The 25460-nt window shown below is 75.4% G+C and carries 29 protein-coding genes and 1 riboswitch; of the genes, 10 read left to right on the forward strand and 19 right to left on the reverse strand.

The features are described 5' to 3' along the window. Positions 1-102: 102 nt before the first annotated feature. From gcvP to WCD74_RS26415, 8 genes are all read right to left on the reverse strand, one after another. Positions 103-3024, reverse strand: a complete 2922-nt coding sequence (gene gcvP, locus WCD74_RS26380) for an aminomethyl-transferring glycine dehydrogenase (RefSeq protein ID WP_337697881.1) — start codon at positions 3022-3024, stop codon at positions 103-105. A gap of 212 nt (positions 3025-3236) precedes the next feature. Beyond that, a riboswitch (glycine riboswitch) is annotated at positions 3237-3341 on the reverse strand. A 41-nt stretch (positions 3342-3382) separates the two neighbouring features. Continuing rightward, entirely contained in the window at positions 3383-4000 is a 618-nt protein-coding gene (locus WCD74_RS26385; RefSeq protein WP_373696139.1) for a MerR family transcriptional regulator, read from the reverse strand. Between the two features lie 157 nt (positions 4001-4157). Further along, entirely contained in the window at positions 4158-4625 is a 468-nt protein-coding gene (locus WCD74_RS26390; RefSeq protein ID WP_026204493.1) for a bifunctional nuclease family protein, read from the reverse strand. 168 nt (positions 4626-4793) lie between these two features. Then, positions 4794-5687: a MerR family transcriptional regulator gene (locus WCD74_RS26395; protein ID WP_337697882.1), complete on the reverse strand. Its 894-nt coding sequence runs from the start codon at positions 5685-5687 to the stop codon at positions 4794-4796. Between the two features lie 28 nt (positions 5688-5715). Continuing rightward, positions 5716-6177, reverse strand: a complete 462-nt coding sequence (gene garA, locus WCD74_RS26400; RefSeq protein WP_337697883.1) for a glycogen accumulation regulator GarA — start codon at positions 6175-6177, stop codon at positions 5716-5718. Positions 6178-6413: 236 nt separating this feature from the next. Then, a complete protein-coding gene (gene gcvH / locus WCD74_RS26405) occupies positions 6414-6800 on the reverse strand; it encodes a glycine cleavage system protein GcvH (protein WP_337697884.1) in 387 nt (128 codons plus the stop codon). A gap of 46 nt (positions 6801-6846) precedes the next feature. Then, positions 6847-7419, reverse strand: coding sequence for a cardiolipin synthase ClsA (gene clsA / locus WCD74_RS26410; RefSeq protein ID WP_337697885.1), 573 nt, complete (start codon positions 7417-7419; stop codon positions 6847-6849). A gap of 13 nt (positions 7420-7432) precedes the next feature. After that, positions 7433-8191, reverse strand: coding sequence for an SDR family oxidoreductase (locus WCD74_RS26415; RefSeq protein WP_337697886.1), 759 nt, complete (start codon positions 8189-8191; stop codon positions 7433-7435). Positions 8192-8313: 122 nt separating this feature from the next. Here WCD74_RS26415 and WCD74_RS26420 point away from each other — a divergent pair, with 122 nt between their 5' ends. After that, complete coding sequence (locus WCD74_RS26420) at positions 8314-9441, forward strand: glycosyltransferase family 9 protein (RefSeq protein WP_337697887.1); 1128 nt, start codon at positions 8314-8316, stop codon at positions 9439-9441. A gap of 1 nt (position 9442) precedes the next feature. On the opposite strand, the gene selD is transcribed toward WCD74_RS26420, so the two are convergent. The 3 genes from selD to WCD74_RS26435 all read right to left on the reverse strand — a co-directional run bounded on the left by selD (position 9443) and on the right by WCD74_RS26435 (position 11843). Next, positions 9443-10447 carry a selenide, water dikinase SelD gene (selD, locus tag WCD74_RS26425; protein ID WP_337697888.1) on the reverse strand — a complete coding sequence of 335 codons (1005 nt, stop codon included), beginning with the start codon at positions 10445-10447 and terminating at the stop codon, positions 9443-9445. Positions 10448-10496: 49 nt separating this feature from the next. Continuing rightward, positions 10497-11222: a DUF742 domain-containing protein gene (locus WCD74_RS26430; protein ID WP_337697889.1), complete on the reverse strand. Its 726-nt coding sequence runs from the start codon at positions 11220-11222 to the stop codon at positions 10497-10499. A 420-nt stretch (positions 11223-11642) separates the two neighbouring features. Then, a complete protein-coding gene (locus tag WCD74_RS26435; protein ID WP_337697890.1) occupies positions 11643-11843 on the reverse strand; it encodes an RNA-binding S4 domain-containing protein in 201 nt (66 codons plus the stop codon). A gap of 88 nt (positions 11844-11931) precedes the next feature. Here WCD74_RS26435 and WCD74_RS26440 point away from each other — a divergent pair, with 88 nt between their 5' ends. Further along, on the forward strand, positions 11932-12681 hold the full coding sequence (locus WCD74_RS26440) for a sulfite exporter TauE/SafE family protein (protein ID WP_337697891.1): 750 nt from the start codon (positions 11932-11934) through the stop codon (positions 12679-12681). Here WCD74_RS26440 and WCD74_RS26445 read toward each other — a convergent pair. Beyond that, positions 12674-13237, reverse strand: a complete 564-nt coding sequence (locus tag WCD74_RS26445) for a TetR/AcrR family transcriptional regulator (protein WP_337697892.1) — start codon at positions 13235-13237, stop codon at positions 12674-12676. The two genes, WCD74_RS26440 and WCD74_RS26445, sit on opposite strands and share 8 nt — an antisense overlap. Positions 13238-13312: 75 nt before the next feature. Here WCD74_RS26445 and WCD74_RS26450 point away from each other — a divergent pair, with 75 nt between their 5' ends. Together WCD74_RS26450 and WCD74_RS26455 are read left to right on the forward strand one after the other, a co-directional pair. Next, positions 13313-14473, forward strand: a complete 1161-nt coding sequence (locus tag WCD74_RS26450; protein ID WP_337697893.1) for an FAD-dependent monooxygenase — start codon at positions 13313-13315, stop codon at positions 14471-14473. After that, positions 14473-15426, forward strand: a complete 954-nt coding sequence (locus WCD74_RS26455) for an NAD-dependent epimerase/dehydratase family protein (RefSeq protein ID WP_337697894.1) — start codon at positions 14473-14475, stop codon at positions 15424-15426. Before WCD74_RS26450 ends, WCD74_RS26455 begins: the two co-directional genes overlap by 1 nt. Position 15427: 1 nt before the next feature. Here WCD74_RS26455 and WCD74_RS26460 read toward each other — a convergent pair whose 3' ends face one another. Both WCD74_RS26460 and WCD74_RS26465 read right to left on the reverse strand, forming a co-directional pair. Beyond that, positions 15428-16054 (reverse strand): response regulator, encoded by a 627-nt coding sequence (locus WCD74_RS26460; protein ID WP_337697895.1) that lies wholly within the window; start codon positions 16052-16054, stop codon positions 15428-15430. Continuing rightward, positions 16051-17247: a sensor histidine kinase gene (locus WCD74_RS26465; protein WP_337697896.1), complete on the reverse strand. Its 1197-nt coding sequence runs from the start codon at positions 17245-17247 to the stop codon at positions 16051-16053. The genes WCD74_RS26460 and WCD74_RS26465 overlap by 4 nt, the downstream gene beginning before the upstream one ends. A 109-nt stretch (positions 17248-17356) precedes the next feature. Between WCD74_RS26465 and WCD74_RS26470 the strand changes: the two genes are divergently transcribed. Continuing rightward, complete coding sequence (locus tag WCD74_RS26470) at positions 17357-17932, forward strand: hypothetical protein (protein WP_337697897.1); 576 nt, start codon at positions 17357-17359, stop codon at positions 17930-17932. Here the strand turns inward: WCD74_RS26470 and WCD74_RS26475 are convergent. Then, positions 17917-18366: a GatB/YqeY domain-containing protein gene (locus WCD74_RS26475; protein WP_337697898.1), complete on the reverse strand. Its 450-nt coding sequence runs from the start codon at positions 18364-18366 to the stop codon at positions 17917-17919. The genes WCD74_RS26470 and WCD74_RS26475 overlap by 16 nt on opposite strands. A gap of 93 nt (positions 18367-18459) precedes the next feature. Between WCD74_RS26475 and WCD74_RS26480 the strand changes: the two genes are divergently transcribed. Beyond that, a complete protein-coding gene (locus tag WCD74_RS26480) occupies positions 18460-19302 on the forward strand; it encodes a helix-turn-helix transcriptional regulator (RefSeq protein ID WP_337697899.1) in 843 nt (280 codons plus the stop codon). 3 nt (positions 19303-19305) lie between these two features. Here the strand turns inward: WCD74_RS26480 and WCD74_RS26485 are convergent, their stop codons facing one another. Continuing rightward, positions 19306-20052, reverse strand: a complete 747-nt coding sequence (locus WCD74_RS26485) for an SDR family oxidoreductase (protein ID WP_337697900.1) — start codon at positions 20050-20052, stop codon at positions 19306-19308. 4 nt (positions 20053-20056) lie between these two features. Next, entirely contained in the window at positions 20057-20428 is a 372-nt protein-coding gene (locus tag WCD74_RS26490; protein ID WP_337697901.1) for a VOC family protein, read from the reverse strand. A 109-nt stretch (positions 20429-20537) separates the two neighbouring features. Here WCD74_RS26490 and WCD74_RS26495 point away from each other — a divergent pair, with 109 nt between their 5' ends. Next, positions 20538-21290, forward strand: a complete 753-nt coding sequence (locus tag WCD74_RS26495) for an alpha/beta fold hydrolase (protein ID WP_337697902.1) — start codon at positions 20538-20540, stop codon at positions 21288-21290. A gap of 6 nt (positions 21291-21296) precedes the next feature. On the opposite strand, the gene WCD74_RS26500 is transcribed toward WCD74_RS26495, so the two are convergent. Further along, on the reverse strand, positions 21297-21740 hold the full coding sequence (locus WCD74_RS26500) for a MarR family winged helix-turn-helix transcriptional regulator (protein ID WP_337697903.1): 444 nt from the start codon (positions 21738-21740) through the stop codon (positions 21297-21299). Between the two features lie 75 nt (positions 21741-21815). Here WCD74_RS26500 and WCD74_RS26505 point away from each other — a divergent pair, with 75 nt between their 5' ends. From WCD74_RS26505 to WCD74_RS26515, 3 genes are read left to right on the forward strand one after another with little or no spacing between them, the layout of a single operon-like run. After that, positions 21816-22277, forward strand: coding sequence for a hypothetical protein (locus WCD74_RS26505; RefSeq protein ID WP_337697904.1), 462 nt, complete (start codon positions 21816-21818; stop codon positions 22275-22277). After that, on the forward strand, positions 22274-22558 hold the full coding sequence (locus WCD74_RS26510) for a DUF3817 domain-containing protein (protein ID WP_337697905.1): 285 nt from the start codon (positions 22274-22276) through the stop codon (positions 22556-22558). Before WCD74_RS26505 ends, WCD74_RS26510 begins: the two co-directional genes overlap by 4 nt. Further along, positions 22549-22881, forward strand: a complete 333-nt coding sequence (locus WCD74_RS26515; RefSeq protein WP_337697906.1) for a rhodanese-like domain-containing protein — start codon at positions 22549-22551, stop codon at positions 22879-22881. Before WCD74_RS26510 ends, WCD74_RS26515 begins: the two co-directional genes overlap by 10 nt. A 19-nt stretch (positions 22882-22900) precedes the next feature. Here WCD74_RS26515 and WCD74_RS26520 read toward each other — a convergent pair whose 3' ends face one another. Then, a complete protein-coding gene (locus tag WCD74_RS26520; protein ID WP_337697907.1) occupies positions 22901-25420 on the reverse strand; it encodes a phosphoenolpyruvate synthase in 2520 nt (839 codons plus the stop codon). Positions 25421-25460: the final 40 nt, after the last annotated feature.

Here is a 25460-nt window from a genome sequence, read left to right on the forward strand (position 1 = left end):
GACGGGCCGTGGGCGCCCACCGCCAGTCCGGCCCCGGACGAGCGAAGGGCACCTCCGGTCGGTCTACCCGACTGAAGGTGCCCTTCGCTCGACGGTGTGGGACTACGCCTCCGCCAGCTCCTCCAGCGGCGGGCAGGAGCAGACGAGGTTCCGGTCGCCGTGCGCGGAGTCGATGCGCCGGACCGGGACCCAGATCTTCTCGGCCCGACCCGCCGCCGGGAACGCCGCCTCCTCACGGGTGAACGGGTGCGTCCACTCGCCGACGAGCACCGAGCGGGCCGTGAAGGGGGCGTGCACGAGCGGGTTGTCGTCGGCCGGCCACTCCCCCGACTCGACGCGCGCCGCTTCGGCCCGGATCGCGATCATGGCCTCGCAGAACCGGTCGATTTCGGCGAGGTCCTCGGACTCCGTGGGCTCCACCATGAGCGTGCCCGCGACCGGGAACGACATCGTCGGCGCGTGGAAGCCGTAGTCGGCCAGACGCTTGGCGACGTCGTCGACGGTGACGCCCGAGGACTTCGTCAGGGGCCGCAGGTCGAGGATGCACTCGTGGGCGACGAAGCCGCCCGGGCCGGTGTAGAGCACCGGGAACGAGTCGCGCAGCCGGGCCGCCACGTAGTTCGCGGCGGCCACCGCGGTCAGCGTCGCGCGCCGCAGCCCGTCGACCCCCATCAGGCGGACGTAGGCCCACGAGATCGGCAGGATCGACGCCGAGCCCCACGGCGCGCCGGCCACGGGCCCGACCCCGGTCTCCGGGCCCGCGGAGGGCTGGGCCGGGTGGTTGGGCAGGAACGGGGCGAGGTGCTCGGCCACGCCGATCGGCCCGACGCCGGGTCCGCCGCCCCCGTGCGGGATGCAGAAGGTCTTGTGCAGGTTCAGGTGGCTGACGTCCGCACCGAAGCGGCCCGGCCGGGCGAGCCCGACCAGCGCGTTGAGGTTCGCGCCGTCCACGTAGACCTGGCCGCCGGCGTCGTGCACCGCGGCCAGCACCTTGCGCACGTGCGGCTCGTAGACGCCGTGCGTCGACGGGTAGGTGATCATGATCGCGGACAGCGCGTCCCCGACCTCGCCGATCACGCGGTGCAGGTCCTCGACGTCGACGTCGCCGCGCTCCGTGGTCCTCACGACCTTGACCCGCATGCCCGCCGAGATCGCCGACGCGGCGTTCGTGCCGTGCGCGGAGGCGGGGATGACGCAGACGTCGCGGTGGGTGTCGCCGCGGGAGTGGTGGTAGGCGCGGATCGCCAGCAGGCCCGCGAGCTCGCCCTGCGAGCCGGCGTTGGGCTGCAGCGACACCGCGTGGTAGCCGGTGAGGTGCACCAGCCACGCCTCGAGGTCGCGGATGACCTTCATCATCCCGGGCGCGTCCGACTCCGGCGCGAACGGGTGCAGGTTCCCGAAGCCGGGGTAGGTGATCGGCTCCATCTCCGCGGTCGCGTTGAGCTTCATCGTGCACGACCCCAGCGGGATCATGCTCCGGTCCAGCGCCACGTCCTTGTCCGAGAGCGTGCGCAGGTAGCGCAGCAGCGCGGTCTCGCTGCGGTGCCGGTGGAACACCGGGTTGGTCAGGTAGCGCGAGGTGCGGACGAGCGCGGCCGGCACGGCGTCCTTGGTCGCGGCGTCCAGGTCGGCGACCTCGAGCTCGCCCACCCCGAAGGCCCGCCAGGTCGCGGCCAGGTGCTCGCGGGTGGTCACCTCGGAGCAGGAGACGCCGACGTGGTCGGCGTCGATCTCGCGGACGAGCAGCCCCTCGGCACGGCAGGCCCCGGTCACCTCCGCGGCCCGCCCGGGCACGCGGGCGAGCACGGTGTCGAAGAAGTCCCGGTGGACCACCTCGACGCCGCCCTTCACCAGCCCGGCGGCCAGCACCGCGGTCATCCGGTGGGTCCGGCGCGCGATGCCCGCGAGCCCGGACGGCCCGTGGTGCACCGCGTACATCGAGGCGATCACGGCGAGCAGCACCTGGGCGGTGCAGATGTTGCTGGTGGCCTTGTCGCGGCGGATGTGCTGCTCGCGGGTCTGGAGCGCGAGCCGGTGCGCGGGCTGCCCGTCGGCGTCGATCGAGGTCCCGACGAGGCGGCCGGGCAGCTGGCGGGCGAGCTGCTGGCGGACCGCGAGGAATCCGGCGTGCGGGCCGCCGAAGCCCAGCGGCACGCCGAAGCGCTGCGACGAGCCGACGGCCACGTCGGCGCCCTGCTCGCCGGGCGGGGTGACCAGGGTCGCCGCGAGCAGGTCGCAGGCGACGACGACCTGGGCGCCGCGCTCGTGGGCGGCGGCGATGACGTCGGTGTGGTCGCGCAGGGCGCCGGACGCCCCGGGGGCGGCCAGGAGGAGTCCGAAGAAGTCGCCCTCCGGGAGCTCCGAGGTCGCGTCGACCAGCTCGATCGCGATGCCGAGCGAATCCGCCCGGGTGCGCAGCACGGCGACCGTCTGCGGCAGCGTGTCGGCGTCGACGAGGAACCGGTCGCCCCGGTTCTTCACGACGCGACGCAGCAGCATCATCGCCTCGACGGCCGCGGTGGACTCGTCCAGCATCGACGCGCCGGCGACGTCGAGGCCGGTGAGGTCGCAGACGACGGTCTGGAAGTTCAGCAGCGCCTCGAGTCGGCCCTGGCTGATCTCGGGCTGGTACGGCGTGTAGGCGGTGTACCAGGCCGGGTCCTCGAGGACGTTGCGGCGGATCACCGGCGGGGTGATCGTGCCGTGGTAGCCCAGCCCGAGCATCGGCACCAGCATGGTGTTCGAGCCGGCGAGGGCGCGCAGCTCGTCGAGCACCTCGGCCTCGGTCGCCGCGGGCGGCGGTGCGCTGTCGACACTGCCGGGCGTCCGCTCCCCCTCCCAGTCGGCGGGGTCGCTGCGGATCGAGGTGGGCATCGCGGCGTCTGCGAGCTCCTCCAGCGACCCGACACCGATGGTCTCCAGCATCCGGGCGAGCTCGCCGGCGTCGGGGCCGATGTGGCGCTCGGAGAACGGCCGGCCGTGTTCGAGGGCGGCGAGGGACAGACGGTCACTGCTGGGGCTCACGCGGGGCCTCCCGGCATGCTGCGGTCAGGGTCCTCCCGGAGCGCGCCTCGGCGGGCGCACCGGGATCCCTCCCCCTCTGCCACTGCCCGCTTCATCGTGCGCGGGCGCCTGAGAGCTTCACCGGACCTCTCCCGACGTCGTCGGGCCGGCTTGCACCATCGGCGGGCGGACTCCGTCATCCCTGGCGGGGTCCACCGCTTTCCAGAGGTGGTCTGACCCGTGCGGTACCGGATGCCTGAGAGATTCCGGGGAGGAGTTGCTCCTTCGGCGCCTGCGTCCAGAGGCTTCTGACTGCAGGTCTCTCCCGCGCGGGGTGGACGACCAACGTCGGGAACCCTACCGCGATGCCCCGGGTGTGTCAGCCCGCCGAGCGCGCGCCGCGGTTGCGGCGGGAGGCCAGCTCGTCCTCCGGCGTGTGGTCGACGACGGCCGCGCCGGCCCCCGCCCGCTCGGCCGGGAAGTGGGCGATCGAGCCGGACAGCTCCCGCATCGCCCCGCCGACGGCGATCCCGAAGACGCCCTGACCGCCCTGCAGCAGGTCGACGACCTCCTCGGGCGAGGTGCACTCGTACACGGTGACCCCGTCGGAGAACAGCGTGATGCGCGCGAGGTCCCGCACGCCGTGGCGGCGCAGCTGCTCGACGGCGGTGCGGATGTTGTTCAGCGAGACGCCGGTGTCCAGGAGGTTCTTGACCACCTTGAGCACCGCGAGGTCCTTGAACGAGTACAGCCGCTGCGACCCGGAACCGGTCGCGGTGCGGATGCTGGGCACGACGAGCTTGGTGCGGGCCCAGTAGTCGAGCTGCCGGTAGGTGATCCCGACGATCTGGCACGCGGCCGGGCCGCGGTACCCCAGGACGTCGTCGTTCGGGCCCTCACCGAAGAGCTCGTCGGGGAACAGGGAGCCCTGCTCCCCCGCGGGACCCAGCGGCTGCAACGAGGCACCCTGCTCGGGCCGCTCTCCGGCTCCCGCCACACTTGCCTCCTCGACCCCGTCGACCGGCTGTCCGGCCCTGGTCAGACGACCGTACGAGGGGCGTCCACGGGGGTCAACGCGACGCGCGGCCAACTCTGGACCTGAACTTCACGGTGAGACGAACGGCGCGTCGTCCCCGACGCGCCGTCGGCCACGATCAGGTCCCGGCGAAGTCCTCCGGCGAGACCGTGTCGAGGAACTCGCGGAACTTCTCGACCTCGTCCTCCTGCTCGTCGGGGATGACGAGCCCCGCCTCCGAGAGCACGCCCTCCTCGGCGTGGATCGGGACGCCGACCCGCAGTGCGAGCGCGACCGAGTCGCTCGGGCGGGCGGACACGCGGACGTCGCCGTCGAAGACCAGCTCCGCGTAGAACGTGCCCTCCTGCAGGTCGGTGATCCGGACCTGCTCGAGGCGCCGGTCCAGCGCGCCCAGGACGTCCTTCAGCAGGTCGTGCGTCAGCGGGCGCGCGGGCTTCACACCCTGCTGCTCGAGGGCGATCGCGGTGGCCTCCACCGACCCGATCCAGATCGGCAGGTAGCGGTCCCCGTCGGACTCCCGCAGGAGGAGGATCGGCTGGTTCGCAGGCAGTTCGACCCTGACGCCCACGACACGCATCTCACTCATGCGTCTCGCCTCCCGTTCGGCCGTGGCACGTGAAGACGCACCGTGAACTCCGAAGATCGAATGAGGCGCACCGGGTAGCAGTGCGACCCCGTCGACGGGGAGGAACGCTACACGCTCCGGGGCCTCCCGGGGCGGTGGCGAGACGGCGCTGCCGAGGACCGGTGACGATCAGCGACGCAGGCCGTGGCGCAGGCCGGAACCGACCAGCAGGGCGTGCAGCCGCCCGGAGAGGGTCGCCAGCTCGCCGGAGAGGTCGTGGGCGCGCCGCGCGGCCTCGGGAGCGCGGCTGCGGGCGACCGGCGTGACGAGCTGGGTGAGCAGGCCGACCTCGCGGTCCGCGCCCGCCCGCAGGCCGCGCAGCAGCCGCGGCTCCACCCCGAGGGCCGAGAGCGCCGCGGCGGTCCGGGCGATCACCGGGGCCTCCGGCTCGTAGCGCCCGGACACGTCGGGACGCAGGATCCCGTGGTGCTCCAGCGAGGTCAGCAACGCCTCGTCGACGCCGTCCTCGGCCAGCACGGTCTCCCGGTCGACGCCGTCGCCCGGGGTGGCGCCGCCGAGCGCCCGGTCGGGGTCGTCGTCGGACGGCAGGAGCGACCCCGCCGACCCGACCGCGCTCAGCGAGCGTGGCCGCGGCACGGTGCCCAGCCGGCGGCCGTCGTCGGACCCCCCGCCGGAGCCACCGCCGGATCCCCCGCTCCCGCCGGGACCGCCGGGCTGCGGGCCCGCGAGGTCGGCCGGGCCGGCCACGTCGGGCGGGGCGGTGAGCAGCGGCCCGTCCGGCGTCGGCGAGGCGTCGAACTCCTCGAGCTTCGCCCGGATGACCTTGAGCGGGAGGTAGTGGTCGCGCTGCGCGGAGAGCACGAACCGCAGCCGGCGGATGTCGGCGTGCGCGAACTGGCGGTACCCGCTCGGGGTGCGGGCGGGCGAGATCAGGCCCTCGGACTCGAGGAACCGGATCTTGGAGATCGTGATCTCGGGGAAGTCGCCCCGCAGAGCGTCGAGGACCGCCCCGATCGACAGCGTGCCCCGGGAGTCGCCCTGGGGCAGCCCTGCCGCCGTCATCTCACCCCCGTCGCTGCGCTCGCCACGATCACGAGTGCTCGGCGCCCTGTCCGGCCGAGCCGGCGTCCCGCGGCCCGGTGAGGAAGACGAGACGGAACTTGCCGATCTGCACCTCGTCGCCGTTGGCGAGCACGGCCGTGTCGACCGGCTCCCGGTTGACGTAGGTGCCGTTCAGGCTGCCGACGTCGACGACGACGAACTCGGCGCCGTCGCGGCGGAACTCCGCGTGACGCCGGGAGACCGTGACGTCGTCGAGGAAGATGTCGCTGTCGGGGTGCCGCCCGGCGCTGGTGGTGTCGCGGTCGAGCAGGAAGCGCGACCCGGCGTTGGGACCGCGCTTGACGACCAGCAGGGCGGAGCCGGCGGGCAGCGAGTCGACGCCGGAGACGCCGCCGCGGGGCTCCTCGCCGGGCTCGGCGAGGAAATCGGCCCGGAAGACCGACGTCGTCTCACCCTGACGCTCGGGGGGGACCGGACCGCCTGTGCTCACCGTGCTCCTCCGTCGATGCTCGCCTGCCGCTGGTCGTACCAGTCCCCTGGGGGACCCTCACTCGGGTGCGTCACCCGGCCGAGCCCCCCTCGCGGGCCCCGGTCGGGGCCGTGAGGACGAGGCCGTGGTCACGGTACCGTGCGTCACCATCACGCCGTGGGTCGGTCCCGCTTCGCCGGTCACTACTGATGTCAACGCGCCGTGACCGGATCGGTCACGCTCGGTCTCCGGTCCGCTCAGGACCCGTCGATGACCGCCTGGTAGCCCTCGGCGTCCAGCAGCTCGGAGCGCTCCCCGGCGTCCGAGAGGCGCAGCTCGAACATCCAGCCGGACCCGTACGGGTCCGAGTTGACCTGCTCCGGGGCGTCGGCCAGGCCCTCGTTGACCGCGGTGATCTCCCCCGCCAGCGGGGCGTAGATCTCCGAGACCGACTTCGTGGACTCGACCTCGGCGATCGAGTCCCCGGACGAGACCGTGTCGCCGACCCCGGGCAGCTGGACGAACACGACGTCGCCGAGCTGTTCCTGGGCGTAGTCGGTGATCCCCACCCGCACGACGCCGTCGTCCCCGGCCGGGGCGATCCACTCGTGCTCCGCCGTGTACTGCAGACCCTCCGGGACCACGTCGACTCCCTGCTGATGATGATCAGTTGCTCCGGGCCGTGGCACCCTAGCGTGCGGGCGTCCGGGCCAGCTGGACCACGTAGAGCGCCCCGGAGTACAGGTGCAGCGCGATCCCCCAGGCCGTGAACGCGTAGGCGAACGGGCGGGCGGCGTCGGCGCCGGGCCAGTCCATCTGCGCGAGCAGCAGCAGCGGGAAGGCGTAGAGCAGGCACAGCGTGGCCGCCTTGCCGAGGTAGAGCACCGGGAACGCCAGGTAGCCCTTGCGGCGCAGCAGCGGCAGCGCCGCGGAGACCACGACGTCCCGGCCCACGATGAGCAGCACCACCCACCACGGCACGATGTCGCGGATCACGAAGGCGACCAGCGCCGCGAGGGTGTAGAGCCGGTCGGCCAGCGGGTCGAGGGCCTCGCCGAGCTTGGAGTACTGGTCCAACCAGCGGGCGAGCTTGCCGTCGAGCCAGTCGGTGACCCCCGAGATCACGAGGACGACCAACGCCCAGCCGTCGGCCTGCGGCCCGAGCAGCAGCCACAGGAACACCGGCACGCCGGCCAGGCGGATCACCGACAGCAGGTTCGGCACCGTCAGCCAGCGTTCGGCCGCGATCTCCCGGAGCGTCACGGGGGCCAGTCTGTCAGCGCGCGGTCCATCCCATGTCCATCGTCACCGGCACGCCGGTGAACGTGGCGCCCGCCGGCGTGGTGAGGAACGCGACGACGTCGGCGACCTCGCTCGGCTCGATCAGCCGCTTGACCGCGTGCGGGGTGAGGATGACCTCCTCGATGACGCGGTCCTCGCTGATGCCGTGCGCCTTGGCCTGGTCGGCGATCTGCTTCTCGACGAGCGGGGTGCGCACGTAGCCCGGGCAGACGGCCGCGGCGGTGACGCCCTGCGCGGCCCCCTCCAGCGCCAGCGTCTTCACCAGGCCCAGCACGCCGTGCTTCGCCGAGACGTAGCCCGCCTTGTACGGGCTCGCGGCCAGCGCGTGCGCCGAGGCGATCGGGACGAAGCGTCCGCCGCGCGGGGCCTCGACGAGCGATGGCCACGCGTACTTGGCCAGCAGGAACGGGCTGGTGAGCAGGATCTGGAGCAGGGCGTCCCAGCGGTCCTCGGGGAAGTCGGCGACCGGCGACACGTGCTGGAAGCCGGCGTTGGGGACGACCAGGTCGATGCGCCCGAACGCCTCCAGCGCGGTGTCGACGGCCGCCCGGTTGCCCTCCCGGGTGGTCAGGTCGGCGCCCAGGGTCTCCGCGCCCTTCAGGTCGTCGGCCGCCTCCAGGTCGACGCCCAGGACCTGCCAGCCGTCCGCGACGAGGCGCTCGACCACGGCGCGGCCGATGCCGCTGGCCGATCCGGTGACGACGGCGGCCCGGTCCTCTGCAGGTGTGCTCACGCGCCCGACGGTAGGTGGCGGCCGCCACCCGCGGTAGGTGATCTCGCACCGGTCGGCGCGCCGGAGCAGCCACCGGGCGTCCGGACGGGTGCCGGTGGCCGCGACGCGGGCACCACCGCGGCGTGAGTGCCGTGGTGACCTCCCCCGTCGCGGGTCCGGCCCTGGGTGTGCCCGCCGACCCCGCCCCGCTCGTGCCGGACGTGCGCCGGCTCGCGATCCTGCGCGCCAACGGTCTGGGCGACCTGGTCGTCGCCGAGCCGGCCCTCGCGGCGGTGCGCGCCGCCTACCCCGACGCCGAGATCACGCTGCTGGGCCAGCCGCACCACGAGGCGCTGCTCGCCGGGCGCCCCTCCCCCGTCGACCGGGTCGTGACGGTGCCGCCGGTCCCCGGGGTGCGCGTGGGCCCGGGCCCGGACGCGCCCGCGGAGGTGGTCGAGGCCTGGGCGGCCCGGCAGCGGGCCCACGGCTACGACCTCGCGATCCAGATGCACGGCGGGGGCGGCAACTCCAACCCGCTGGTGGCGCGCCTCGGGGCCCGCGTGACGGCGGGGACGGCCGCGCCGGGCGCGCCCCGGCTCGACCGGTGGGTGCCCTACACCCCGTACCAGCACGACACGCTGCGCTGGAACGAGCTGGCGGCGGCGGTCGGGGCGCGGACCCCCCGGATCGAGCCGCGGATCGCGGTGACCGAGGCCGACCTGGCGGCCTCGCGGGCCGTCGTGCCCGAGACCGACGACCCGCTGGTCGTCGTGCACCCCGGGGCGACCGACGCCCGCCGCTGCTACCCGGAGGAGCGGTTGGGCGCCGTCGCGGCCGGACTCGAGGGGGCGCGGGTGGTCGTGGTCGGCGGCGCGTCCGAGAGCGACCGCGTCGCCGCGGTGGCGCGCGGCTACGCGGCCGTCCGGGGCCACGAGCCGGAGACCACGGTCGGCGGGCTCGGCCTGCCCGGTCTGGTGGGGCTGCTCGCCCGGTCACGCCTGATGATCGGCAACGACTCCGGCCCCCGCCACGTCGCGGGCGCCGTCGGCACCCCGACCGTCGCGGTCTTCACCTACGCGAACCTCGCCGACGTCGCGCCGCTCACCCGGGTCTGGCACCGCGTGCTCGTGTCGTGGCACGGCGGCTGCCGGGTGTGCGGGCGGCGGGTGCTCGAGGGCTGGTGCGGCCACCAGGAGTCGGCCACCCACGACGTGCCGGTCGCCGACGTGCACGAGGCCGCGCAGGACCTGTGGGAGCAGACCTCCCCGTAGGTCAGCGCACCCGCAGGCGCACCCCGTCGTCGGGAACCAGCTCCCCGATCACCGGGTGGCCCGGGATCTCGCCGACCAGCAGCAGGCCGCCCGAGGTCTGCGCGTCCGCGAGCAGGATGCGGTCGGCCTCGGACGCGGCGTCCAGGTCGGACTCGGGCGCGACCCAGTCCAGGTTGCGCCGGGACCCGCCGGGGACGAAGCCGTCCCGCACCGCCTCGCGGGCCCCGTCCAGGTAGGGCACGGCCGCGGCGTCGATCACCGCGGTCACCCCGGAGGCACGGGCCAGCTTGTAGGCGTGGCCGAGCAGGCCGAAGCCGGTGACGTCCGTGCCGGCGACGATCCCCGCGTCCACCGCGGCGCGGGAGGCGGCGGCGTTGAGCGTGGTCATGGCCGCGACGGCGGCCGCGTCCACCTCGCCGGTGACCTTGTGCCGGTTGTTGAGCACGCCCAGCCCCAGCGGCTTGGTGAGCGTGAGCGGCAGCCCGGCCCGCCCGGCGTCGTTGCGGATCAGGCGGGCGGGGTCGGCGGTGCCGGTGACGGCCATGCCGTACTTCGGCTCCGGGTCGTCCACGGAGTGCCCGCCGGCCACGTGGCAGCCCGCCTCGTCGGCCACCGCCAGTCCCCCGCGCAGCACCTCGGCCGCCATCTCGTAGGGCAGCACGTCGCGGGGCCAGCACAGCAGGTTCAGCGCGACGACGGGCCGCCCGCCCATCGCGTACACGTCCGAGAGCGCGTTGGCGGCGGCGATGCGGCCCCAGTCGTACGGGTCGTCGACGACGGGGGTGAAGAAGTCCGTCGTCGCGATCAGCGCGAGCCCGTCGCGGATCGTCACCGCGGCGGCGTCGTCACCGTCCTCGAGCCCGACGACGAGCTCGCCGACGCGCTCGGCGGTCGGGGCCGGCGCGAGGGTGCGGACGAACGACTCCAGCTCGCCCGGCGGGATCTTGCAGGCGCAGCCGCCGCCGTGGGCGTATCCGGTCAGTCGCGTGCCCGACACCGTCGTCATGGGCCCAGTGTCGTCCAGACCCGGCCGATCGGCACGGATGGACGGTGTCCTAGAGGCGGTGCAGACCCTGCAGGACCCGCGCCATCACGGCGCGGTCGGGGCCCGGTCCCGACGACGAGCTCGCGGCGGTCGGGTGGATGGTGACCGACCCCTGGTCGGCCATGTCGCCGATGAGCACCCGCGCCACGCCGAGCGGGACCCGCAGCAGGGCCGCGACCTCGGCGACCGAGCGGGGCGCGCCGTCGCACAGGTCCCCGATGGCGACGTGCTCGGGGTCGTCCAGCGCCGGGCGGGGGCTGGGCAGCGAGACGAGGGTCTCGACGCGCAGGTCCGCCCGGGCGCGGGTGCGGCCGCGCGTGCGGACGTAGGGGCGCACCGACACCCGCGACTCGTAGCCCTCCACCCGGTTCCGGAGCTCGGCCAGGTGCAGCGGGGCGGTGGCCGAGTCGTCGGGACGGGGGGCCGAGGGGTCGGAGGGGTCGGAGGGGTCGGCCCGCGGCCGTGGCGGGGCCTGGACCGGGACGACGGCGTCCTCGGCGGCCCGGAGGTCGTTCTCCCGGCGGGTGCGGCGGGCGTGCGACCCGAAGCGGGCGCCCGTCCGGCCGATCATCGGGTCGCCGGGCTCGGTGGGCGCCGGGACGGCCGGCGACTCCGGGGCCCGGTCCGGCTCCTCCGGGGCGGCCTGCGGGGCGCGGGGGAACCGGGCGCCGGTCCGGCCGACCCGCGGACTCCGGCGGGGCCGGGACCGCCGCCCCGTGTCCTCGTCGTCGGTCACGGTGCGCACCCACTCCCGCTACTCGTCGTGACTCGTCGGGACCGCCCCGAACACCCGCTCACCCTAAGGTACGGCGCAGGGTGGCGGTCGGTGACCGCGTGCCGATCGTGTTGGCGACAGATGACCGACGACGGCGCAGACGGACTAACGCGTTAGGCCTACGCACGACCGAGGCTTCCTCCGATCGAGGGGGTTCGGCCGTTCCGGTGGTCCGAGCCGGACCTCGTCACCCCTCCGGCCGGAGGGGCACTAAGCTGGGCGACGGCCCTGCCTTCGACCTCTCGGCAGGGCTCATCTCGGCGGAATCCGGGGGTCGTCGTCGTTCCACCCGGTTCGCCGGGACGTCGGCTCCCGGGTTCCGTTGCACCCAACCGGACCGTCGCGGAAACCCCACCGTCCGGAGAGGTCCGGACGGAGCAGTCAGACCTCCGGCATCGTCACCCGGGCCCGTGCGCCCGCGAACGCCACGACGTCCCCGCCCGCGAGCTGACGGCCCCGTCGCGTCTCCGCCCGGCCGTTCACGACGACCTCGCCGGACGCGACCACGTCCTTGGCGTCCGCACCATGCTCCACCAGGCCCGCGAGCTTGAGGAACTGGCCCAGCCGGATCGTCCCGGTCACCTCGACGTCCCGGATCGGCGCAGCGTCTCCCACCCGCCCGGTCGAGCTCCGCTCCGCTGCGTCTCCCACCCCGTGATCTGATCACACGGTGACCACCGCCGCCCTGCTCGTGCTGGCCGGGGTCGCCGCCGGGCTCTCCGGGTCGATGGCCGGGCTCGCCTCGCTCTTCTCCTACCCGGCCCTGCTGGCCGCCGGCCTGCCACCCGTCGTCGCGAACCAGACCAACACGATCGCGCTGGCGGTCTCGAGCGCCGGGTCGATCGCTTCGTCGCGGCCCGAGCTGCGAGGTCAGCGCGACCGGGTGCTCCGCCTGATCCCGCTCACGGTGCTCGGCGGCGTCGTCGGCGGCGCGCTGGTCCTGGTCACCCCGTCGGAGACGTTCGCGCTGATCGTGCCGTTCCTGGTCGCGTTCGCCTCCGTCGTGCTGCTGCGCCCGCCGCGGGCGGCACCGCCGGGCGAGGGGCGGCGCGACGGGCGGCCCGGGCCGCTCACGGTCGTCGGCACCATCCTGATCGGCGTCTACTCCGGGTACTTCGGCGCCGCCGCGGGCGTGCTCATGCTGGCGCTGCTCTCCCACCTGCTCGCCGACAGCCTCGTGCGGGTGAACGCGGTGAAGAACGTGCTGCTCGGCGCCTCCAACGCGGTCGCGGCGATCGGCTTCATCGTGTTCGGCACCGTCGTCTGGAGCGCCGCGGTGCCGTTGCTGATCGGGTTGTTCGTGGGGAACTACGCCGGTCCGGCGATCGCCCGCCGGCTGCCGCCCGCGGTCCTGCGGGTCGGGATCGCCGTGGCCGGCCTCGTGCTCGCGGTGGTGCTGTTCGTGCAGGCGGTCAGCTGACGGTCGCGAAGGCGGCCACCACCGCCGCCACCGCCCGACGGCGGCCGTCGGCGTCGCGCGCCGCCCGGCCCGCGCCCGCGACCTGGTCGAACGCCAGCCCGTCGAGGCAGGCCACGAGATCGGCCGCGGCACGGTCCGGGTCGGCCACGCCCAGCGCCGCGAGCCCGGCCGCCACCGCGCTGCGGACCCGCGCGCCCGCCGCCACCAGGGCCGCCTCGAGTTCCGGACGGCGGGTCGACTCCAGGGAGAGCTCCAGGCGGGCCACGAGCCGGTGGCGGTCCGGGCCGAGGACCCGCTCCAGGTGGGCGCAGGCCGCGTCGACCAGGGCGTCCACCCCCGCGGCCGGCCCGCCCGTGCGGGCCGTGCGGGTCACGGAGTCCGTCGCCAGCCGGTCCACGCAGGCCTGCAGCAGGGCGGCACGGGTGCGGAAGTAGTACGAGCTCGTCCCCTCGGCGAGACCGGCCGTCGCGTCGACCGCACGGTGCGTCAGCCCGCGGGTCCCCGCCGTCGCGAGGACCTCGATGGCGGCCTCGGCGAGCACGTCCCGTCGTTCCATCTCCCACCCCTTCCCCACGCCCCTCTACAGCCGTAGAGTACCGACCTACTACAGATGTAGAGGAGGCGCGGGGTCATGGCACGGGCGATCGTCGTGGGAGCGGGACTGGGCGGGTCGGCGACGGCCGTCGCCCTGGCCCGGCAGGGGTGGGACGTGACGGTGCTGGAGCGCCGGGAGCGGGCCGGGGAGGTGGGCGCCGGGATCGCACTGTGGCCGAACGGGCTGCGTGCCCTCGACCGGCTCGGCCTCGGTGACGCCGTGCGCGCGGCCGGCACCGTCGAGGGGGACGGCGGGATCCGCGACGCGCGGGGACGCTGGCTCGCCCGGACCGACGCGGCGGCGCTGCGGAGACGGCAGGGCGACGGCATCGTCGTCCTCGACCGCCCGGTGCTCCACGACCTGCTGCGGGCCGCCGGTCCCGTGGTCGAGACCGACACCGGTGTCCTCGCCGTCGAGCACGGATCGGCGTCCGAGCCGGCGGTCGTGCACGACGCCCGGGGCCGCGCCCTGCCCGCGGACCTGGTGGTCGCCGCCGACGGCCTGCGCAGCACCGTGCGCACCGCGGCCTGGCCCGCGGCCGTCCCCCGCCCGACCGGGCACACGGCGTTCCGGCTGGTGGCCCACCACCGTCTCGCGACCGGGGGCGAGAGCTGGGGCCGCGGCGACTACCTCGGCCTCGCGCCCCTGCCCGGCGGGCGCACCTACCTCTACGCCGTGGTCCGCACCGCGGAGATCCCGGACCGGGCCCTCACCGATCCCCTCGCCTGGCTGCCGCACCGCTTCGCGGGGTGGCACGACCCGGTCCCCCGGATCCTCACCGGAGCGCGGACCGCCGCGGGCACCGTCGCGGTGCACGAGCTCGCCGACCTCCGCCCGCCGCCGTCGTGGCACCGCGGCCGGGTCGCGCTGCTCGGCGACGCCGCCCACGCGATGACCCCGAACCTGGGGCAGGGCGCGAGCCAGGCGTTCCTGGACGCCGTCGTGCTCGCCGACGAGGCCCGCCCCGACGGCACCGGCCTGGACCGGTACGAGCACCGTCGCGCCCGCACCGCCCGCGCCCTGGCCCGCCGCTCGCGGAGCGCGGGACGGGTGGCGGGCCTGCGGTCGCCCCTGGCCGTCGCCGCCCGGGACGCGCTCGTCGCGGCCCTGCCCGACGAGGCCGCTCCGGCCGCCCTCGAGCGGCTCCTCGACGCCGGGCGGACGCCCGCGGAACGCACCCCGGCGGGAGCCCGGTGATGGGCCGCCACGTCGTCGTGGGGGCCTCCGGCGGCATCGGCCGCGCGGTGTGCGCCGAGCTCGTCCGCCGCGGGCTGCCGGTGCGGGCCGTCTCGCGCCGCGCCCCCGGGATCGCCGACGCGGAGAACGTCGCCGCGGACGCGACGGACGCCGCGGCGATGACGCGGGCGTGCGCCGGCGCCACCGCGGTGTACCACTGCGTCAACCCGCCCTTCGCGTCCTGGCGTGCGGCGTTCCCGGAGGCGACGCGCGCCCTGCTCGCCGCCGCGGGGGCCGCAGGGGCGCGCCTGGTGTTCGCGGACGACACGTGGATGTACGGGCGCGTGGACGGCCCGATGCGCGAGGACACCCCCGTCCGGCCGGTCTCGGAGAAGGGCGTGCTCCGGGCCTGGCTCGCGGAGATGGTGCTGGCCGCGCACGCGCGCGGACAGGTGCAGGTCGTGATCGGCCGGGCGCCGGAGCTGTGGGGACCGGGCGTGGAGTCGCTGCTCGGCGCCGGCCTGTTCGCCGCCGCCCTGCGCGGGGGCACCGCCCGCTGGCCGGGCGACCCGGACCTCCCGATGACCGCGGGCTACGCCCCGGACGTCGGCGCCGCCCTGGTCGACCTCGCCCTCGCCCCCACCGGCGCCACCGGACGCGTCTGGCACACCCCGGTGCCGCCGGCGAGCACCGGCCGCGAGTTCGTCGCCCGGCTCGCCGCGCACGCCGGACACCCGGTGCGGCTCGGGCGGATCACCCCGGCGATGGTCGCGGCGCTGCGGCTGGTCTCCCCCGTGGCGCGGGAGGGCGCGCAGCTGCTCTACCAGTTCAGCCAGCCGTTCCTCGTCGACGACGCCGCCTTCCGGGCGACCTTCCCGACGACGCCGACCCCCTGGGACGACGGGATCGCCGCGACCCTCGCCTGGTACCGCGCCGAGCCGGACCGGACCCGCCGTCGGCTGGTCCCCGTCTGACCTACAGCCGGGCCGCGCGGACCGCCGCCTGGGTGCGCGAGCGCAGGTCGAGCTTGGTCAGCACGCGGGAGACGTGGGTCTTCACCGTCGCCTCGGAGAGGTGCAGCCGGGCGCCGATCCCGGCGTTCGACAGCCCCTCACCCAGCAGGCCGAACACCTCGCGCTCCCGCTCGGTCAGGTCGTCCAGTCCCGGCGGTCGGTCCGCGGGGGCGCCCGCGGCGACCGCGTCGATCACCCGCCGGGTGACGCCGGGAGCGAGGGCCCCGTCGCCGGCGGCCACTCCGCGGACCGCGTCGACCAGGGCGTCCGCGTCCGCCGACTTCAGCAGGAACCCCGCGGCGCCCGCCCGCAGCGCCGCGAACAGGTACTCGTCGAGGTCGAACGTCGTCAGCACGAGGACGCGGCAGACCCGGTCGCCGACCAGCTCGGCGGTGGCGGAGATCCCGTCCGTCCCCGGCATCCGCACGTCCATGAGCACGACGTCGGGGCGCAGCTCCCGCGCCCGCCGCACCGCGGCCGCGCCGTCCGCGGCCTCGCCGACCACCTCGATCCCGTCCGCGGCGTCGAGGATCATCACCAGCCCGGTCCGGACGGCGTCGTGGTCGTCGGCCACCAGCACCCGGATCACGGTGCTCCCCCGTCGAGCGGGAGGCGGGCCGCCACCCGCCACCGGTCGTCGTGTCGGCCGGCCTCCAGCTCCCCGCCGACCGCTGCGGCGCGCACGCGCATGCCCTCCACCCCGCTCCCGGCGCCCACGTGCTCGCGGGCCCCGGCCGCGCCGTCCGCCAGCGAGTTGATCACCTCGAGGAGCAGCACCGTGCCGCCCTCGCGGCCCACCGCAACCCGGACCGACGCGCCCGGCGCGTGCACCGAGACGTTCGTGAGGGCCTCCTGCACGATCCGGTACGCGGTGAGGTCGACCGGTCCGGGGACGTCGTCCACCGGCACCCCGTCGACCTCCACCTCGAGCCCGCCGGCCCGGGCGGACTCGACGAGGGCCGGCAGGTCGGCGAGCCGTGGAGCGGTCGACGCCGGCTCCCCCGTCTCCCCGCCCGGGCCGGTCCGCAGCACCCCGATCAGCGCGCGCATCTCCTCGAGTGCGCGCACGCTGTTCTCCCGCACCGACCCCAGCACCCGCTCCCGGGCGGCAGGCGCGGGGGTGCGCAGCGCGGCCTGCGACTGCAGCGCGATCGCGGCGAGGTGCCCGGCGACGGAGTCGTGCAGCTCGCGGGCGATCCGGGCGCGCTCGTCGGCCACCGCCGCCCGCCGGTCGAGCGCGGCGATCCGCGCCGCCTGCTCGGCCGCCTCCCGCTGCGCGAGCGCCTCCCGCGTGGGCCGTCGGACCTCCGCGGCCCACCACACCGGCAGGAGCAGCAGACCCGCCCCGGTGAACGCGGACGCGACCAGGAGCGCCGTCGACGCCCCGGAGAGAGCCAGTCCGGCGAGCGCGAGGGCGTACAGCGCCGGACCGGCGCGCTGCGTCCGGCGGCTGACGGCGGCCGAGCCGTGCAGGACCGCGCAGTAGAGCAGGTCCCACAGCGCCAGCGCCGACGCCGGGGAGAACCCGGCGGCGATGTCCGCGGCGGCGAGCGGGACCACGAGCACCAGCGCGAGCCCGGGGCGCCGGGTGCGCAGGAGCTGCGGCGCCGCCACCGCCGCGACCAGCGCGAGCCGGACCCACGGCGCCGCCGGCGGCACGTCGACCGCGAACCGGACCGGGACGAGGGACATCGACGCGATGCCCACGGCCACCGTGAGCAGCGCGATCCCGGCGTCCCACCACCACGGGCGGGGCAGGACGTCCCGGACGGTCCGGATCATGCGGCCATCGGACCACGATCCGGACCGCGCCGGCATCGGTCGAAGGGACCACGTCGGACGCGACCTCGGGCCGACGCGCCCGGCTCCCCCGCCGACGCACGCTCGACCCATGACGACGGACCTGCTGACCTCACCGGCCACCCTCGCCATCGTGGCGGGCGAGGTCGCGTTCTGGGTGTTCCTGGTCGGCGGCCTCGCCGTCCGCTACCTGCTGCGCGCCCCGCGCCTCGGGATGGCCCTGCTCGGATGCACCGTCCTGGTGGACCTGGCCATCCTGACGACGGCCGTGGTCGACGTCCGCGCGGGCGGTGCGGCGACCTTCGTGCACGGGCTGGCCGCGGTGTACGTCGGGTTCTCGGTCGCGTTCGGGCACTCGGTCATCCGGTGGGCCGACGGGCACGCAGCACACCGCTGGGCGGGTGCGCCGCGCCCGGAGAAGGTCCCGCGGCACGGTCGCGAGCGCGCGGTCCACGAGTGGCGCACCTTCGCCCGGTGGCTGCTCGCGGGCGCGATCGCCGCCGCCGGGATCGGCCTGGTGATCCTCCTGGCGGGACCGGGCGCCCAGGTCGCGGCGCTGACCGACTGGTTCCCCCGGCTCGGCCTGATCACCGGCATCTGGTTCCTCACCGGGCCGGTGTGGCACCTCGGCGAGCTCGCACCGGCCCGCCGTCAGGAAGAGAGCTGACGCTTCACCTCGGTCGAGACCCGCTTGCCGTCCGCCCGCGACCCGACCTGGGGCTGGACGACCTTCATCACCTGGCCCATCGCCCGCATCGAGTCCGCGCCGGTCTCGGTGATCGCGGCCGCGACGAGCGCGGCGAGCTCGTCGTCGGTGATCGGCTGCGGCAGGTACCCGGCGAGGACCTGCTCCTCGGCGCGCTCGCGCTCGGCCAGCTCCGACCGTCCGGCGCCGTCGAACGCCTCGGCGGACTCGCGGCGCTTCTTGGTCTCGCGCACGAGGACGTCCATGACCTCGTCGTCGGACAGGTCGCGGTGCTCCGTGCCGGCGGTCTCGGCGTTCGCGACCGCGGTCAGCGCCATCCGCAGGGTCGCGACCCGCGTCTGGTCGCGGGCCTTCATGGCCGTCGTCAGGTCGCTGCGTAGCCTCTCCTTGAGCACCCGTCCAGCTTAGGCGCCGCGGTCCACCCGGAATCGGTGGTGGGACCACCAGGACCAGGACAGTGCCACCCGCCGACGCGCATCCTGGGCGCCATGACCTCGGAGTTCGGGCGCACGCTGCGCCGCTGGCGCGATCGGCTGGAGCCCGCGACGGCGGGTCTGCCGGCCGGGCAGCGGCGACGGGCCGCCGGGCTGCGCCGCGAGGAGCTCGCCGGGATCGCGGGTATCTCGGCCGACTACCTGACCCGGCTCGAGCAGGGCCGGGCGACCTCGCCGTCGGCCCAGGTCGTGGAGGCGTTGGCGCGGGCGCTGCGACTGTCCGACGCGGAGCGCGACCTGTTGTTCTCGCTCGCCGGGCACGCCACCCCGGGCCGCGACGTCGTCCCCGCACGGATCACCCGCAGCGTGCAGCGGCTGCTCGACCGGCTCGAGCACACCCCCGTCGCGGTCTTCGACGCGGCGCTGACGCTGCTCGTCGCGAACGCGCCCTACGACGCACTCATGGGCGACACGACGGCCTGGCAGGGGCTCGAGCGCAACGCGCTGTGGCGGCACTTCGTCGGCCCGGGCGGGCGGGTCGTGTACTCCGTCGACGGCGAGGCGGCGTTCGAGGAGATGGTCGTCGCGGCGCTGCGGATGACCGCGAGCCGCTACCCCGCCGACCGCTTCCTGCGTCACCTGGTCGAGCAGCTCGCGGCGCACAGCCCGCGCTTCGTCGAGCTGTGGGACGCCGACCTGCCCGACCCGACGGGCGAGCAGTCGAAGCGCAAGACGATCGACCACCCGGCGGTCGGGCCGGTCACGCTCGACTGCGACACGCTCGTCGTGGCCACCGACGACGTGCGGATCATGGTCTACACCGCCGACCCGGGGACCGAGGACGCGGAACGCCTGGAGCTCGCGATCGTGCTCGGCACGCAGGCCCTCGTGGAGTAGCGGCTACGTCAGGGCGCGCACCAGCGGCATCGGCATCAGGCGGAGCGCCGGGCCGAGCACCGACCAGGGCCAGCGCGGCGTGTAGGCGTGCGCCGGCCGCCGCTCGATCGCCTCGACCATCGCCCGGACCCCGGTGGCCGCGTCCACCGCGAACGGCATCGTCATGCCCTCGTTGAGGTCGGTGCGGATGAATCCGGGCGCGATCTCGGTGACGACGATGCCGGTCCCGTGGACGTCCGCGCGCAGGCCCTCGGCGAAGGTCGACAGGCCCGCCTTGGCCGCGGCGTACACGGTCTGCGCGCCCCGCAGGCCGCGGTCCGCCGCCACGGACGTGACCAGCACCAGCTGCCCGGAGCCCTGCGCGCGGAAGATCTCCATCGCCGCCTCGCTCTGCGCGATCGCCGCGACGAAGTTCGTGCGGGCCGTCCGCAGGTTCGCGGTCGGCTTCCCCGACCCGACCGTCCGCCCGTCGCCGACCCCGGCGTTGACGATCACCCGGTCCAGCCCGCCGAGGGTCGCGGCGAGCTCGGGGACCACCCGCGCGACGGCCTCGTCGTCGGTGACGTCGAGCGCGGCCGTCACCACCCGCGCGGCCCGGGGCGCGGCCGTGAGCTCGGCGGCGAGTGCCTCCAGCCGGTCGGTCCGGCGGGCGACCAGCGCGAGCTCGTGGCCCCGCGCGGCGAACTCCCGCGCCATGCCCTCGCCCAGCCCGCTCGACGCGCCCGTGATCAGTGTCCTCACCCGGACCATCAGATCACGCGTCGTGGTGCTCCAGGACGTTCACCACCACCCCGCCCGGGGTCCGGACGAAGAACCGCCGCACGCCCCACGGCTCGGTGGTCATCGGGTGCACGATCTCCAGCCCGGCGTCGATCATGCGGCGGTACAGGGGCTCGTGCTCGGCCGGCTCCACCGCGACCGAGAGCACCGGGTCCTCCGGCGCGCTCGCGTCGTGGGTGATCAGCTGGACCTGCGGGACCTGCGCGATCCCCGTGGCGCTGTGGTTGACCACCCAGCCCTGGTCCATCGGGGTGTCCAGGCCGAGCAGCTCGGTCCAGAACGCGCGGTCGGCGGTGGGGTCGCCCAGGGCGACGTCGGCGATGATGCGGCGGACGGGGCTCGTCATGGCCGAGAGCATCCCGGACGACGGGCACCGACGGCTCGGACGAATCCACGTGGGACTCCCCCGGGGCGCCCACCCCCGCCCGGTAAGGTCCTCACCCGGAGGATCTCGCATGGGTGAACGCCAGGTCGAGCTCGGCGGCGCGCCGACCAGGGTGGTGGACGAGGGCGTGGGCCCGGTCGTCGTGCTGGTCCACGCCACGCCCTTCGACCTGGACTACTGGGCCGAGCTAGCCCGCACCCTGTCCTCCGACCACCGCGTGGTCCGCTACGACCTGCGCGGGCACGGGTCCGCGGCCGCGGCGCCGGTGCCCGACACGTGCCGGCTCGCCGCCGACCTCGTCGAGCTGCTCGACCTCCTCGACGTGGCGAGCGCCCACGTCGTCGGCCACTCGCTGGGCGCGACGATCGCCCAGCGGGTGACGCTCGACCATCCCGACCGGGTGCGGCGGCTGTCCCTGCTCGGAGCCCGCGCGTCGCCGTCCGCGGTGTTCCGGACGCTCGCCGAGGCGCTGCGCCAGGACGTCGCCGCCGCCGACCTCTCGATCAACCGCTGGTTCACGCGCCGGCAGCTGGAGCGCAACGGCGCCGCGGTCCGCTACGCCCGCTCCATGATCGAGAGCACGGCGGTCTCGGTCTGGGCCGACGGGCTCGACCGGCTCGCCGAGACCGACGTCCTGGCCGACCTGCCCCGTCTGGCGATGCCCGTGGACGTCGTCGTGGGCGCGGAGGACCAGGGAGCGAAGCCCGAGCACGGTCGCGCGATCGCGGACGCCGTCGCGAGCGGCACGTTCCACCTCGTCCCCCGGGCGCGGGCCCTGCTCGCCCTCGAGCGCCCGGACGTCGTCGCCCCCCTGCTGTGCTGAGCCGTCTCAGTCGTCCGCGCCCGACAGGAGTCCGGACAGCGCGTCGGTGAGCGCGTCCCGTGTCGGGTCACCGAGCTGCACGCGGAGCCGGTCGTCGATCCCGGCGACGACGTCCGTGCCGACCCGCCGCAGGCGCAGGCCCTCGGCGGTGACGTGGAGCTGGGCGGAGCGGCCCCGTCCCGGGACCGTGACCCGCTCGACCGCGCCGCGCTCCTCCAGCGCGTTCAGCGTCGCCTGCATGCTCTGCGGTGTGATCCCCGCCCGCCGGGCGAGCTCGCTGTAGGACAGGCCCGGGTGGCGGGCGAGGTGTCCGAGGGCCGACAGGTGCCGCAGGGACATCCGCTCGGCCCGGAGTCGCTCCTCGATCTCCTCCCGGATCCGCCCGCCGAGCGTCATCAGGAGGAACGCGGTGCTCAGCGGCGGCCGGGCGTCGTCCCCGTCTCCGGCCACGCGCTCCCCTCCCCCACGGCTCCGACACGAAGTGTACGTTGATTTCAGTCTGACTGAAACTGGGAGGTGCCGCTCGTGAACGCCGTCCTGCTCGCCGTCCACGTCCTCGCCGCGATCGTGGCCGTCGGACCGGTGTGCGTCGCCGCCAGCATGGTTCCGGCCGAGGCGCGGAGGGCCGCGAAGACCGATGGGGTCGCCGGGGCAGCCGGCCGGCTGCCGGTCCTCGCCCGCATCTGCCGGACGTATGCCGTCGTCGGGATCGCGGTCCCGGTCTTCGGCCTGGGCACCGCGTCGTCGATGGGCGTGCTGACCGAGGCGTGGGTACTCGTGTCGATCCTGCTGACCCTCGCCGCGGCCGGGGTGCTCGCGCTCGCGGTCCTGCCGGGCCAGCGGGCCCTGCTCGCCGCGGTCGCGTCCGGGGAAGCAGTGGACGTGACGACCCGGCGCCTGGCCGCCACGACCGGCGTGTTCAACCTGCTCTGGGCGGTCGTCACGGTGCTGATGATCGTGCGGCCCGGCTCGACCACCGGGGTGTGAGGACCGTGCCCCTGCGGATCGCCGCCACGGTGGAGCTGGCCAGCCTCGTCGTCCTGCTGGCCAATCTCGCGACCGTCCACCTGCCCGTCCTCGCGTCGGCGCTGGGGCCGCTCCACGGCTGCGCCTACCTCGTCGCGATCGCACTGACCGTCGAGCGGGCCGGGCGGCGGTCGCGAGCCACCGCGCTGTGCCTGGTCCCCGGCGTCGGCGGGCTGCTCGCGGCGACGTCCGTCCGTCGCCACCTCGACCCCCCGACCGGGAGGAGCACGTCATGGCCCTGAGGCACTACCTGCACCGCCCGCCCGCGGTGAGCGCGGCCGAGGCGGTCCGGCTCGTCGCCCAGGGCGCGCTGGTCGTGGACGTGCGCCGGGAGTCCGAGTGGCGCCGGGCGCACATCCCGGACGCGGTGCACCTCCCGCTCGAGGTGCTCCCGGCCCGCTGCGTGGAGCTTCCGGACGACCGGTTGCTGATCACCTTCTGCACCGGCGGCCTCCGGTCGGCCGGGGCCGCCAACCTGCTGGTCGAGCAGGGCTTCGACGCGGTGAACATGAGCCGCGGCCTGATCGACTGGCGGGCCGCCGGCGGCTCCCTCACGTCCGGCTGACCGATCCGCCGGTGTGTCGTCACGACGGCAGGATCTCGACGGAACCACCCGTCCCGTCCACGCGGATCCGCTGGCCGTCGCGGATGCGCCGGGTGGCGTCCTGCACCCCCACGACCGCCGGCAGGCCGTACTCGCGCGCGACGACGGCGCCGTGGGTCATCGTGCCGCCGACCTCGGTGACCAGGGCCGCGACCGCGACGAACGCGGAGGACCAGCTGGGGTCGGTGTAGGCCGCGACCAGGATGTCGCCCGGCGCGAAGGCGGCGTCGGCGAGGTCGAGGACGACCCGGGCGCGGCCCTCGACGACCCCGCGGGAGACCGGCAGTCCGGCCAGGGCCCCGTCGGGCAGGTCGGCGCGCCGCCACGACCCGGACAGGGCCTCGCCGTCCGAGGTGAGCACCCGCGGCGGCGTCAGGGTCCGGTGCACGGCGAGCGCCGCACGGCGCTCGTCGAGGAGCGTGCGGTCGACGCGGCGGGTGCGGACCACCTCGGCGAACTCCTCGAACCGCAGCAGCACGAGGTCGTCGGGATCGTCGAGGACGCCCGCGGCCACGAGTCGCCGCGCCTCGTCGAGCAGGGCCTGCTTGTAGAGGAAGTAGCGCTGCACCATCGCGAACTTGGGGTACTCGCGGTAGCCGATGAAGGTGCGCAGGCGGTCGATCATGGCGCGGGTCTCGTCGGCCTTCGTCGTGCCGTCGGGCAGGGCGCGCACCCGGGCGAGCACGTCCTGCTCCGTCTCCCGGGCCCGCTGGAGCCCCTCGTCGAAGCGTCGCCACCCGGCGCCCGGCTCGGCGTGGTCGACGTGCCCGAGGACCACCGGCACCAGCGTCGCCGGGCGCTCGCTCCACCGCGGCCGGCCGAGGTCGATCTCCCCGACGCAGCGCATGCCGTACCGCGCGAGGAAGTCCTGCAGCGCCGCGTGCGCCGCCGGACCGCCCTCGACGCCGAGCAGACCGTCGAGGGTGTCGTGGTCGCCGAGCCCGCGCAGGAACGTCACGACCTCCGGGTGGGGTCGGATCACGTCCGCGACGTCGAGCAGCGCCATCCCCATCTGCGAGGTGACGTTGTCCGGGACCGACAGCGTCAGCGTGTCCGAGACGTCCTGCTCCCCCAGCCATGTCGCCAGGTGCTCGTCCAGCCAGAAGGCCGCGTCCATCGCCGTCGTGAAGACCCGGTGGCCGAGCGGGTCGAACAGGAGCCGCCGCAGCTCCGCGAGGTCCGCCACGACGAACTCGATCAGCTCCGGGCCCCGGAGCGGGGCGATGGCACGGGCCGCCGCCGCCACCGACTCGCGGCTGCCGGCGACGAGCTCGGTGACGAGGGCCGGGTCGGCGTCAAGCATCTCCGGCGGCGCGGGTGGTGCAGCACCGGGACCGTCCCGATCGTCCGACGCCGGACGGACCTCGCCGCGTTCCAACACCGTCTCCAGCGCGTCGCGCACGAGCGGATCGCCCCGGCCCCACATCTCCAGGAACGCGTCCAGGCCGGGTGCGGCCAGGACCCCGGTGACGTCCACGAAGAGCCGGCCACCGGCCTCCGCCATCGGCCGAGGGGTGGTCAGCTGCCACACCGACAGCCCGAGCGGGGTCATCGCGTCGGTCATCATCTGCTGGTGTCCGACGGACACGAACACGTGCAGCCCGTCGTCGTCGGCGACCGGCGGGACCGGGAACAGCGTCGTGATCGGCCGGCTCTGGACGACCCGGAACCCGCCGCCGGACAGGCACCACTCGATGTCCTGCGGGCTCCCGAAGGACGCCTCGATGTCGCGGCCCAGCGCGACGAGCTCCACGACCTGCGCCTCGGCCAGCACCCCGGCCCCGGCCACCGCGGCCTCGACCACGGCGCCGTCGCGCACCGTCCACCGGTCCGGGTCGGCCACGCCCGAGACCAGGGACTCGCCGAGGCCGGGGACGGCCTCGACCGCGGCGACGCGGCGGTGGGAGGTGACCGGGTCCGCGGTGAACAGCACGCCCGACGCCTCCGCGGCCACCATCTCCTGCACGACCACGGCCATCGCGACGGTGCGATGGTCGATACCGTGCCGGAGGCGGTAGGTGGTCGCGCGCTCGGTGAACAGCGAGGCCCAGCAGCGCTGCACCTGCTCCAGGACCTCGGCGGTCGGGACGTCGAGGTAGGAGTCCTGCTGCCCGGCGAACGACGCCGTCGGGAGGTCCTCCGCGGTGGCACTCGAGCGCACGGCGTACGGCCCGCTCGGGCACGCGGCGCGGATCGCGGCGGCCAGGTCGTCGGGCACGGGCAGCCCCTCGATCTCCGCACGGATCGCCGCGCTCGCCTCGACGATCGCCCGCCGGTCGTCGGGCGCCGGCCGGTTCAGCGCCTCGAGCCGCTCGTCGAGCCCCGGCGCACCGGCGAGGACCCGGCGGAAGGCCCCCGTCGTCACGCAGACGCCCGGGGGCACCACGACGCCCGGGATGCGGCACAGCTCCCCCAGGTTCACGGCCTTGCCGCCGACCTCGGCCGCGCGGCTCCGGTCGATCTCCCGCAGGTCCAGCACGGACGGCCCATCGGTACCCAAGGACTCCCCCTCCACGTCGAGCGGAGATCGTGGAGCACGC

This window comes from Actinomycetospora aurantiaca (assembly GCF_037401875.1).
In the GTDB taxonomy this organism is placed as follows: Bacteria; Actinomycetota; Actinomycetes; order Mycobacteriales; family Pseudonocardiaceae; genus Actinomycetospora; species Actinomycetospora aurantiaca.